At 61.2% G+C, this 11,978-nt stretch carries 10 protein-coding genes; all 10 read left to right on the top strand.

Going from position 1 to position 11,978, the window contains the following annotated elements:
• Nucleotides 1-77 precede the first annotated feature (77 nt).
• The 10 genes from H2170_03925 (at nucleotide 78) to H2170_03880 (ending at nucleotide 11,971) form a co-directional block, all read left to right on the top strand.
• Nucleotides 78-260 (top strand): hypothetical protein, encoded by a 183-nt coding sequence (locus H2170_03925; GenBank protein MCS6299235.1) that lies wholly within the window; start codon nucleotides 78-80, stop codon nucleotides 258-260.
• A 28-nt stretch (nucleotides 261-288) separates the two neighbouring features.
• Nucleotides 289-1,383, top strand: coding sequence for an ATP-binding protein (locus H2170_03920; protein ID MCS6299234.1), 1,095 nt, complete (start codon nucleotides 289-291; stop codon nucleotides 1,381-1,383).
• A complete protein-coding gene (locus H2170_03915; protein MCS6299233.1) occupies nucleotides 1,380-2,042 on the top strand; it encodes a ribonuclease H-like domain-containing protein in 663 nt (220 codons plus the stop codon). The genes H2170_03920 and H2170_03915 overlap by 4 nt, the downstream gene beginning before the upstream one ends.
• Before the next feature lie 5 nt (nucleotides 2,043-2,047).
• Nucleotides 2,048-2,485 (top strand): DUF669 domain-containing protein, encoded by a 438-nt coding sequence (locus H2170_03910; GenBank protein ID MCS6299232.1) that lies wholly within the window; start codon nucleotides 2,048-2,050, stop codon nucleotides 2,483-2,485.
• Complete coding sequence (locus tag H2170_03905; protein MCS6299231.1) at nucleotides 2,472-4,013, top strand: DEAD/DEAH box helicase; 1,542 nt, start codon at nucleotides 2,472-2,474, stop codon at nucleotides 4,011-4,013. Before H2170_03910 ends, H2170_03905 begins: the two co-directional genes overlap by 14 nt.
• A complete protein-coding gene (locus H2170_03900; protein MCS6299230.1) occupies nucleotides 4,013-5,719 on the top strand; it encodes an AAA family ATPase in 1,707 nt (568 codons plus the stop codon). Before H2170_03905 ends, H2170_03900 begins: the two co-directional genes overlap by 1 nt.
• 184 nt (nucleotides 5,720-5,903) lie before the next feature.
• The gene (locus H2170_03895) at nucleotides 5,904-6,593 is read left to right on the top strand and encodes a helix-turn-helix transcriptional regulator (GenBank protein ID MCS6299229.1); all 690 of its coding nucleotides are present in this window, start codon (nucleotides 5,904-5,906) and stop codon (nucleotides 6,591-6,593) included.
• Nucleotides 6,590-7,051, top strand: a complete 462-nt coding sequence (locus tag H2170_03890) for a hypothetical protein (GenBank protein MCS6299228.1) — start codon at nucleotides 6,590-6,592, stop codon at nucleotides 7,049-7,051. Before H2170_03895 ends, H2170_03890 begins: the two co-directional genes overlap by 4 nt.
• Before the next feature lie 4 nt (nucleotides 7,052-7,055).
• Nucleotides 7,056-10,592 (top strand): DUF3883 domain-containing protein, encoded by a 3,537-nt coding sequence (locus H2170_03885; GenBank protein MCS6299227.1) that lies wholly within the window; start codon nucleotides 7,056-7,058, stop codon nucleotides 10,590-10,592.
• 89 nt (nucleotides 10,593-10,681) lie between these two features.
• The gene (locus tag H2170_03880) at nucleotides 10,682-11,971 is read left to right on the top strand and encodes an ATP-binding protein (GenBank protein ID MCS6299226.1); all 1,290 of its coding nucleotides are present in this window, start codon (nucleotides 10,682-10,684) and stop codon (nucleotides 11,969-11,971) included.
• Nucleotides 11,972-11,978: the final 7 nt, after the last annotated feature.

Raw genomic sequence — 11,978 nt, 5'->3', positions numbered from 1 at the left:
TGAGCTGCTTCGGGTTTTTTTGTGCCCGAAAACGGGCCGACTTGTTCCGGAACAGAAGCACTTGTTCCCAAAGGGGGGTGCCACGCAACGCCATGCAGCACCTGACCTCCACCCACCTCGCGCCGAGTCGCCGTCCATTTGACACCGGCCCTTTCCGTAACCCCGGCCCCGTGACTGCCCACGGCCTCGAACCGGCGTTCGACCTGCGCACCCGCAACCTGACCGTTCGGCTCGAACAGCCCGACACGGTCACGCGTTAAAAATTTCCCCTCAGGAAAAACCAACACCATGACCAAAACCAACACCCTCGAACTCGTGCGCGGCCCGCTTCAATCGGCGCAGCGCATCACCTTCTACGCACCTTCCGGACTCGGAAAGTCGTCCTGTTTTAAGGACACGACCGACACCATTTATCTCGATGCCGAGGGCGGCACCGAACACCTCAACGTCACCCGTTTCCCACGCCCCAAATGCTGGCAGGACGTCGAAGCCGCCATCGACTTTCTCGATGCGGGCCAACACACCTTCCGCTTCCTGGTCATCGATACCGCCGACTGGATCGAAAAGCTCCTGGTCGAGGACATCTGCCAAAAATCCCACAAAACCTCGATTGAGGATTTTGGATACGGCAAGGGCTGGATCGCCGTCACCGAGCGTTGGTCGGCCTTCCTCGCCCGCTTGGACCGGCTGCGTGCCACCGGGCTGAACATCGTTTTCCTAGCCCATTCCACGGTCAAAAAGTTTGAGCAGCCCGACGCCGCCGGTTCCTACGATCGCTTCGAACTCAAACTCTCCAAGGGATGCTCGGCTCTGCTTAAGGAGTGGTCCGACGCCGTCTTGTTTGGAAATTTCCACACTAAGGTGGTCGAGGCCACCGACGGTAAAAAACGCGCTATTGGTGGCAGGGAGCGGATTATCCACACGACCCACTCGGCAGCCTACGACGCCAAGAACCGCCACGGCCTGCCCGAGTCCATGCCGCTGTGTTGGGCCAGTTTTGTGCCGATCTTCGGTGCGTTCGCCAAACCCGGCATCCACCCCTCACCCGTACCGGCACCTATCCCGGCACGGGCCGCCCCGTCATCCCCGGCGTCGCCCACGGCCCAGACCACTCGCACCGCCGCACCGGTGATCCTGATCACCCGCGAGCAGGTCGAGAAACTCACCCTCTACTGGGCCACACTCAACAAAACTCACGAGGACCGCGCCAAGGCCTTCGCTTGGGTCGGCTGCGATAGCATCGACCTGCACTGGAACGAGCTCACCGCCGAGCAGGCTGACCGGTTAATCGGCAAGCTGCAGGACCAGATGAATAAGATCGCCGAGGGTTCCACCTCGACCGCCGCCAAAGCCGCCTCGCGCCAGAACGGAGGTGCCCGATGAGCACCTACATTTTCGACATCGAAACCGGCCCGCGCTCCCGCGCCGAACTCGCCGAGTGCGTGCCGCACTTCGATGCACCGGCCAACTGGAAGGACCCCGAAAAGATCCGCGCTTACGTCGCCGAAAAGGAGGCTGAGTGGTTCCAGTCCGGCGCGCTTTCTGCCCTTACCGGCCGGGTGCTCGCGATTGGTTACACCAACGAGGCGACCGGCGAAATCGGTTTCTTTGCCTCCAACAATGAGGCCGCCGACATCGCCGCCTTTTGGCAACTGATCGCCCCCACCGGCTACCTGCAGGCCGAGCTAATCGGGTTTAACAGCAACCGTTTCGACCTGCCGTTTTTGATCCGCCGCTCCTGGCACCTGCGCGTGCCGGTTCCGACCGAGCTCGTTTCCGGACGGTTTCTGCCCTCCCAGTGCCGTGACCTGCTCGACTGCTGGCGCTGCGGTAACCGCGAGGACTCCGTCTCGCTCGATCGCCTCGCCCAGTTCCTCGGCGTCGGCCGTAAAACCGGCCATGGGGCCGACTTCGCCTCCCAGTGGGCCACCGATTCCGCCGGTGCCCTCGATTACCTCGCCAACGACCTCCGCCTCACCCGCCGCTGCGCCGTCGCGCTCGGCCTCCTCGCTCAACCCTCCGCCTCCCAACCCTCCCGCTAATTCCCATGAAATACACTTCTTCCGCCGACGCCCCTAAAACCTACCACCTCCCCGCCGGTGACTACGCGGTCACCATCCTAGAGGCCTCCGAAACTGTTTCGCGCTCCACTGGCGCGGACATGATCAAACTCACCCTAGAGGCCGAGGCCGCCGATGGGGCCTCGTGCAAACTTTTTGACTACCTCGTCGCCTCGGCCTCTTCAGCCTGGAAAATCGACACCTTCCGCCTCGCCCTCGGACAGACCATCGTCCCGGGCGAGCCGGTTGAGCTCGACGCCGCAAACCTGCCCGGCCGCACCCTGCGCGTCCGCCTCAAGGTCGAGGACTATAACGGTCGCGCCAACAACAAGGTCGACGCCTGGCTCGCCCCGGTCATCCGCACCACCGCGACCGCACCCGCCAACGCTGCCAAAAAGGAAGGAGCTGCCAATGAGCCGTTTTGATCTACGCCCCTACCAAACGGACTGCGTCGATGCCGTGCTCACAAAGTTTCGCCAGCACGGCAAACTGTTGGCCGTTCTTCCCACCGCCGCCGGTAAAACCGTGATTTTTTCCCACACGGCAGAAAAATTCGCGCCCGGCCGCACCCTGATACTTGCCCACCGCGAGGAGTTGCTCAGCCAGGCGGCCGACAAACTCACCCGCGCCACCGGTATCGTCGCCGAAACCGAATGCGGCACCCGCCAAGCCAGTCTCAACGCCCAGGTGGTGGTCGCGTCGGTGCAAACCCTGATGGGCGAAAAGCGTCTCAGCCGTTGGCCCCGCGACCATTTTAATTTGGTTGTGGTCGACGAGGCTCATCATGCCCTCGCCGAGAGTTACCAGCGCGTGCTCCGGCACTTCGATGGACACGCCAAGGTGCTGGGAGTCACCGCCACGCCCGACCGCGGTGACAAGAAAAACCTCGGCACCTATTTCGAGGACATCGCCTTCGAGGTCGGTCTACACGAACTCATTGAGGACGGTTATCTCTCCCGCATTTCGGTGCGTACCCTGCCGGTGGAGATCAACCTGACCGACGTGCGCACCGTGGCCGGCGACTACAACGACGCCGACCTGGGTGACGTCATCGAGCCCGCCCTGCGAGAAATCGTCGAAGCAATGCGCGAGTCGATTGGGGACCGTAAAACGCTCGTCTTCCTGCCGTTGATCCGCACGTCACAGTTATTCGTAGAACTCTGTCATGAGGTCGGTTTCACCGCTGCCCACATCGACGGTCAGAGCGAGAACCGGGCCGAACTCTTGGCCCGCTATGCCGCCGGTGATTTCCAGATCCTGAGCAACTCCATGCTCCTCACCGAGGGTTTCGACGAGCCTTCAATCGAGTGTGTAGTCTGCCTGCGACCAACCAAGGTGCGCGCTCTCTACGCGCAGATCATCGGCCGCGGTACACGCCTGCACCCCGGCAAAGAAAATCTTCTGGTGCTGGATTTCCTATGGATGACCGGCCGCCACTCCATTGTGCGTCCAGCGCATCTGGTGGCCTCCACGCCTGAAATCGCCAATGCGATGATCGCCCAGTCCGAAGAGGCCGACGACGAGGAGCACGACCTGTTGGAGACGGAAATCGACGCCAAGGCCCAACGTGAAGCCGTCTTGGCTGAAGAGCTGGCCGCCAACGCCAAGCGGGCGGAGCGCCAGCTCGATCCGGTCGAATTCGCGCTCTCCCTGCACGAAATCGACCTCGCCGAATACGCGCCAACGATGGCCTGGCACCACCAGCCGCCCTCGTTCAAGCAACTCAGCCTGCTCGAACGCAACGGCCTCGATCCGTCCGCAATCCGTGACAAAGGTCACGCGGCGGCGATCATCGACCGCATCCTCGCGCGGCGTAACCTCGGTTTGGCCACGCCCAAACAGGTGGCCTGTCTGCGTCGCAACGGCCATGCCCGCCCCGACCTCGTCAGCTTCGTCGACGCCGGTGTGTGGATGACGGAGCGTTTCAAAAACACCAACCGGAGGGCCGCCTAATGTCCCTGCGCTACACCTCGCCCTCCGCTAGCGCCGGGCCGCTCGACCTGATCGAGCGCGCCCGGCGTTATCTCGCCAAAATGCCGCCCGCCGTTTCGGGGCAGCATGGCCACGACCAGACCTTCGCCGTTGCCTGCACCTTGGTGCAGGGCTTCGGCCTAGGGGTGGCCGATGCCGCCCCGCTTTTTGCCGAGTATAACGGCCGCTGCTCGCCCCCGTGGTCCGAGCCTGACCTCACCCACAAACTGACCGACGCCGACCGCGCCGCACCCCCCACCGAAGGCCGCGGCCACCTCGCCCGCTCCACCGGCCCCTCATCCACCATGTCTCCTCATTCTCCTACTCCGCCCCTTGGTCATTCGTCATTGGACATTGGTCATTCCGAAGCCGACTCCTTCGGCACCTTCCTCCGCGCCTGTTTCGAGCCGGCCGATGTCTTGTCCATCGCCCCTGGCACGCTCCATCCCGAAGCCGAGCGCGCCATCCCTGAAAACGGCGGAGTCAACATCCTCACCCGTGACGCCTGGATCGAACGCGCCTCTTCACGCGGAGGCATCGCCCACGTGTTCAGTGGGCATCACGGCCTGTTCATCCGCATCAATCCGGTGCGCCACGGCGCCGAGGGCACCGACGAAGATGTCACCGCCCTGCGTCACGTACTGGTTGAAAGCGACGTGATTTCCAAGCCCGAGCAGGAGCGTCAACTGCGCGCCTCCGGTTTGCCCATCGCCGCGCTGATAGACTCGGCCGGTAACTCGGTGCACGCATGGGTGCGGATCGACGCCAAGAATCGCGAGGAATACCACGCCCGCCGCGAGAAAGTGTGGGCATCCTTACCCGGCTTCCAAATCGACAAGGCCAATAAAAACCCGTCGCGCTTTTCCCGTTGTCCCGGCGGCCTGCGCAACAACGGCGTGCAACGACTCATCGCGGTCAACGTCGGCGCGGCCTCGTTCGCCGACTGGGATGCCCAGTATGAAGACGCCCGCGACATCGACTTCCTCACGCCCTATTGTGGCGAGGAAGAGGTCGATCCGCCCCAGATCATCGAGGGTATTCTGTTTCGTGGTGCCAAAATGGTCATCGCCGGTCCATCGAAAGCCCGCAAGACGTGGAACCTCACCGACCTGGCCCTCTCCGTCGCCTACGGCCAACCGTGGTGTGGCTATCAGACCCAGCCGACAACGGTCATTTACGTTAACTTGGAGATCGCTCGGTTCAGCTACCGCAAGCGCCTGCGCATGCTATGCATCGCACGGGGTTTCAACATGACCGCCAACCCTCGCGTCTGCTTCTGGAATCGGCGCGGCAAAGACAACGAGATCACCCAACTTGCCAAACGCATCCGGCGTCAGGCCGCACGGATCGGCGCGGGACTCATCATCATTGACCCGATCTACAAGACCTACGGTGACCGCGAGGAGAACTCGAACACCGAGATGGCACAGGTCTTGAACGAGCTCGAAAAGCTCGCGAAGGACACCGACGCAGCCGTCCTCATCGCCGCCCACTTTCCCAAGGGCAACCTCACCGGCCGCGACGCCATTGGCAAAGCCGCTGGCCTCGCCCTCACCATCGCCGGCCCCCTCTCCGGCACACCCATCGGCCTGACGGTCTTCGCCGCAGCCTCCCTCCTCAAAGATGCCGTGAACCACTTCGGCGACCTCGCCGATGACGGTAAACCCAACGACTCCTTCAAACCCTGACCCACCGTCATAGTTTCCGCTTCCCACAGCCCCGGCCGCTCACGCGTCGGGGCTTCTCATTTTCAAAACGCCACTCAGAAATGTTAAATATTGTAGTTTTATTGCTATTTCATAACACATCGCCTCGACAGCTCATCATTGACTGATCATCACCGTCTCTAAACGTCATGTTTTTGCCTTTCACATGAACTCGCTCAACACGCCTTCACGTCCATCTCTGGGCGAATCTTTACGTACCCTGATGGAGCAGCGCGATTTGACCGGTTTGGTTTTGGCCGAACGTGTTGGAATTTCTCCCACCTCTGTCAGTCGTATCTTCAATGGTGTTTCCCGTCCACGCCAAGGCACCCTCACCAAGTTGATCGAGGTGCTTTGCCAAACGCCCGAGGATCAACAGATCATCCTCCGCGCCTACTCAGGGCTTCCCGACGTGGTGGAGGAGGAGCCTTCGTCCTTCGTTGCATCCGGCGATTTACCCACTGGCGAACTCGACCGCATTGCCCGTTACCTTGAGTTGAAAACCCTCAGCATCGACTTCCGCGAGTCGGTTGCTCGTGCACTTCGCGAGAGCGGCATTGCTTGCGAGTCCTATGCTCGCAATGGCAACGTTGTTACCGATTTCTTGGTCAGCGGGCCTGTTCGCACCGCCATCGAGTGCAAGTTTAACGTGAATCGCGATTGGGAGCGCGAGGTGGGCACGGCTCAGCTTTTACGCACCTACCTACCTTGTGACCGCGTCTTAGTAGTCGTTCCTTATTTTAACGATCTGGCCCGAGACGCTATCAAGGCCCTCGCATCGCGTTCCGCATCCATTGTCAGCGTCCAAGACCTCGCCGCCGCGTTGCGTGCGCCTGCCTCGGGAGGTGCCACATGAAGCGCATTATGGCCTACCTCTTCGCCCTCTTGTTTGGGCTCGGCTACTTGGCGTCTCTTTATCTGCGCGGTGAGCTGCCCGAGTGGTTGATGCCACATGCCGTTCCTTTCTTGTGTGTCATCATCGGTGGTATGGGTGGACTCGTTTATTGTTTTCGAGGCATCTACCTGAATGCCTGCGTCCACAGCCGTTGGGATCTGAAATGGTGGCCGTGGTATGTGCTCCGTCCCGTCGTCAGCATCCTGTGCGGTCTTGTCAGTTATCTGTTTTTGAAAGCCGGTTTGCTCGTTCTCGACGCGACCCAAAACTCCGAGGGCAACCAGCTTGGTTTCTATGCCTTGGCGTTTATCGCCGGCCTCAACGTCGATAAGTTTATCGGCAAGATCGAAGACCTCGCGCAAGCCACCTGGGGAATCGAGAAATCCCGCTCCAGCAAACCGGAACAGCCTAAGAACTAGTGCGATGCAGCTCTCTGACCTAAAACCCGGCCTTTCCCTCGTTGGTTTAGAACCCAGCGTGATTGTGGCCGTCATCGCCGCCGTGCCCATCGGCGAAGGCGCGGTTCAGGTCATTTACAAGCTCCCCGTCGGCACCATCCGCGAGCGCTTAGTCACCGCCGCTGACATCGGCACGCTGTCCGTCGCCACCGTCGAGCGCCCTTGGTCTTTCGATGGCGATGGCGAGGCCTTCAAGCTCACCGCCGAGGCCAAGCGCATCGACCTCGCCTTCCTGTTCGATCCGATGATGGCGGTCCACACGTCCAACGTGGACCCGCTCCCGCACCAGATCACGGCGGTTTACGAGTCCATGCTCCCCCGCCAGCCGTTGCGCTATGTCCTCGCCGACGACCCCGGCGCGGGTAAGACGATCATGGCCGGCCTCTACATCCGCGAACTCATCATGCGGGCCGACGCCCGCCGGATCCTCATCGTCTCTCCCGGCAGCCTAGTCGAGCAGTGGCGCGATGAGCTGTTTGAAAAGTTCGGCCTAGAATTCCGTGTCTTCTCTTCCGACCTCGAAGCGGCCTCGCCCAACGGCAACGCCTTCGAGGATCACCCGCAGGTCGTCGTCCGCCTCGACCAGATGGCTCGCAACGAGGAACTCCAGGCTAAGCTCGGCGCCGCCGGTTGGGATCTCGTGGTTTTTGACGAAGCTCATAAGCTCTCCGCCCACTACTTCGGCGCCAAACTCGAAAAGACCGGGCGCTTCCGCTTTGCCGAGGAACTAGGTAAACACACCCGCCACCTGCTCTTTATGACGGCCACGCCGCACAACGGCAAAGACGAAGACTTTCAGCTATTCCTTTCCCTTCTCGATTCCGACCGTTTTTACGGCCGCAACCGGGAAAAGGACGGTGCCCACAAAGTCGATGCCTCCGACCTCATGCGCCGCATGGTCAAAGAGGAACTGGTCAAGTTCGACGGCACCCCGCTCTTCCCGGAGCGCAAGGCCTACACCGTCAACTACAAGCTCTCCGACATCGAGGCCGCCCTCTACCAGTCCGTCACCGCCTACGTGCAGACCGAGATGGGCAAGGCCGACCAACTGGAGGGTTCACGCAAGGGTTCGGTCGGCTTCGCCCTCACCGCACTGCAACGCCGTCTCGCATCCTCGCCCGAAGCTATTTTCCAGTCGCTCAAACGTCGTCGTGAACGACTCGAACGCCGCACCCGGGAAGAAAAGCTCGGTGTTCGCGGCCAGCAGGCCCTCGCCGATCTTCCCGCCTCGCTGATCCCGCCGGACGACGACGATGATCAGACCGCCGACGAGCAGGAAAACTTGGAGGAGACGCTGGTCGATCAGGCCACCGCAGCCCGCACCATTGCCGAGCTCGAACAGGAAATCCTCATCCTGCGCGGCCTCGAAATCCAGGCTGCCGCCCTCGTTGCCTCCGGCCAAGACCGCAAGTGGGACGAGCTGTCCAAAATTCTCCAGCACGACGAACGCATGTGCGACGGCCAGGGCCACCGCCTGCGCAAGCTCATCATCTTCTCCGAGCACCGCGACACACTGAACTACCTCCAGGCCAAGATCGCCGGTGTCCTTGGCACGCCCGACGCCATCGTCACCATCCACGGCGGCACCCACCGCGACGAACGCCGCAAGGTACAGAACCTGTTCCGCTCCGATCCCGAAGTGCGCGTGCTCATTGCCACCGACGCCGCCGGTGAGGGCGTTAACCTCCAAAACGCCAACCTGATGGTGAACTACGATCTCCCGTGGAACCCCAACCGGCTGGAGCAACGGTTTGGCCGCATCCACCGTATCGGCCAGCAGGAGGTCTGCCACCTTTGGAACCTCGTCGCCAAGGAGACCCGGGAGGGCGACGTCTACCACCGCCTCCTTGAAAAACTCGCCACCGAGTCCGATGCGCTCAAGGGCCGCGTCTTCGACATCCTCGGCGAAGTGTTCGAGGACAACAGCCTCAAAGATCTCCTCATCAACGCGGTTCGCTACGGTGACCAGCCCGAGGTCAGCGCCCGCCTGCTCCAAAAAATCGACAACGCGCTCGACCAGTCGCACCTGCGCTCGCTCCTCGACCGCAACGCCCTCTCACAGGAAACCATGAGCGGCGAACGCCTTTTTGCCGTGAAAGAGGAGATGGAAAAAGCCGAGGCCCGCCGCCTCCAACCCTATTTCGTCCGCTCCTTTTTCCAAAACGCCTTCGCCGCGTTGGGCGGATCGATTCACACCCGCGAGGCCAACCGCTTCGAAATCACCCACGTTCCCGCCACCATCCGCGAGCGCGACCGCCTCATCACCGGCCGCAACCGGCGCGATTTCGCCCCCGTGCTCAAGCGCTACGAGCGCGTGTGCTTCACCAAGGAAGCCGTCCGCCCGCTTGATCGCCCCGGCGTAGCCTTCGCCCAACTGCTTCATCCCGGACACCCGCTGCTGCTCTCGATGAGCGACCTCATCCTGGAGCAAAACGGCAACTTGCTCCGCCAAGGCGCGCTCCTAGTGGACCCCGCCGACGAGGGCACCGAGCCCCACCTGCTGTTTCTCCTCACCCACGAAATCACCTCCGGTGATGGCCAGGTGTTGTCCAAGCGCCTCCAATTCGTCCGCGTCTCTCCCGACGGCTCGGCCACCTTCGCCGGCTGGGCACCTCACCTCGACCTGGAGCCGCTGGCCCCAGCAGACCGACCGCTTCTCACCGCGATTCTGGACGCGCCATGGATTTGCGCCGACCAGGAAAAACGTGCCCTCGGTCTCGCCGCCGGTGCCCTCGTTCCCCAGCACTACGAGGAAGTCGCCAGCCGCCGCATCGCCCACGTCGATAAAACCCTCGCCGCCGTCCATGAACGCCTGACCCAGGAAATCGCCTTCTGGTCCGACCGCTGGCTCAAGCTCAAGGAAGACCAAGACGCCGGCAAAGACGTGCGCCTGAATCTCGAAAACACCCGGCGCACCGTATCCGACCTAGAAGGCCGCTTGGAGAATCGCCGTAAAGAGCTTCAATCCATGCGTCACATCGTCAACGGCACCCCCGTTGCCCTCGGTGGGGCGCTTGTTATCCCTGTGGGTCTGCTCAACCGCCTGCGTGGCGAGCCCTCCCTCGATCCGGTTACCGCCGCGTTCGCCGCTGATGCCGCCGCCCGCGCCCGCATCGAACGCCTGGCAATGGACGCCGTCCGCCGCGCCGAGGAGTCGCGTGGTTGCCGCGTGGTGGATGTCTCCGCCCAGAAATGCGGTTGGGATATTACCTCCTACCCGGCTACTGGGCCGGATAGACGCCAGCCGCAGCCCCGCCACATCGAGGTCAAAGGCCGGGTGCAAGGTGCGACTACGGTCACCATCACCCGCAACGAAATCCTCTACGCGCTCAACCAGGCGGAGAAATTCCGTTTGGCCATCGTCACCATCGGCCCGGACGACGCCACCGAAGGTCCCTTCTATCTCGCCACCCCGTTTACCAAAGAACCCGACTGGGGCGTCTCTTCGATCAACTACGACCTTGGAGAGCTGCTCGCCCGCGCCACGCCGTCAGCGCACTGAGGCAAAGCAAAGATAAACATGAAATCTGCACATCATTGCTTTACTAGGGCCGAATATGGGCCGAAGATTAGCAAACCCCGGCAATAATCATGCTATCTTCATTCTACATTCAGAACTTTCGCTCCATTCTGGAACTCAAGTTGGACTTTTCCTACGGCGAGGGAAAAGCCCCCAATGGCTACCACGGGCAGGAAATCATGCCCTTCCTCGAAGCCGGAAATAAAAAGCGTCTCGTACCCTGCGCGGCTTTCTTTGGATCCAACGCCGCCGGCAAAACCAACATCCTTAAAGCGTTCGCCACGATCAAGACGCTGCTTCGTGAGGGCGGAAAGCTAGCGGACGTTTTTGAACCCAATCTGCTCAACCGCAAGTTCACCGAGACCACCTTCGAGACCGAGTTCATCTTGGGTGCCGATCAATTCAACTATCGCATCTCTTACTCAGCGACCGCCATCGGGGAGGAGTCTTTGCTGAAAAACGGGGAGCCCCTTTTCACCGTCCGGCAGCTCCAAGCCGAGTTCGGTCCAAAAGTTCACTCCACAACCTATACGAAAGAGAAGCTTTCCGACATTATTCGCGTGGAGTGCTCCGACGGCGAAGGGCGTCAGACCAAGGCCTTTCTGCACCGCATTGGCCTAGCCTATCAGGGGCTCAATCCGGATCTTAAAAACGCCTTCGCCTATTTTCAGGACGGCGTGAGGTTCTTCACCAACGAAGGTGCCATGCTGCTTCCCGTCTCAGTGCAGATATTGGCCGAAGCTATGGGTGGAGATAAAGAAGCGGCGCTGCGCGAAATAACCGACTTTGTTCGCCGCTTGGACATCGATATCGCGGCCATCAACATCACCGAAACCGAACTCGGACCGGAAGATCGCCTGCACCTTGGAGACCTGCTCAAGCAGAATCACGATACTGGCGCGCGGCACGCGATCAACATCACCGCCACACACAAGAACGTAGCAGGCAGCCATGTCCCCCTTAATTTCATCAAACACGAGTCCGCTGGCACACAACGCCTCGCCGGGCTGATCGGGCTGATCCTGCACGCACTCAAGACCGGCGGCATCTTCCTCGTGGACGAGCTGGAGTGCTCCCTGCATCCGCTGCTGATGCGTGAGATTGTACTCCTATTTAAAAAACGCCGCTACAATGACAAGGGCGCACAGCTCATCTTCACCACCCACAACACCGACATCCTCGACGATTCCATCCTTCGTCTTTCTGAGATCGCCCTGGTGCGCAAAACCGTAGCCAACGGCACCCTCGTGCGCCGCTTGGTGGACGCCAAAAAAGACGGTGAAGACATCCGTAACGTCACCAACTTCCGCAAACAATACCTCGCCGGCTTCTACTCCGGTGTGCCGCACCCGGCACTCTGATCCCTGT

Origin of the sequence: Opitutus sp. (assembly GCA_024998815.1) — a bacterium.
In the GTDB taxonomy this organism is placed as follows: Bacteria; Verrucomicrobiota; Verrucomicrobiia; order Opitutales; family Opitutaceae; genus Rariglobus.
The sequence above is the reverse complement of the archived record's forward strand: the minus strand, read 5'-3'. Positions and strand labels throughout refer to the sequence as shown.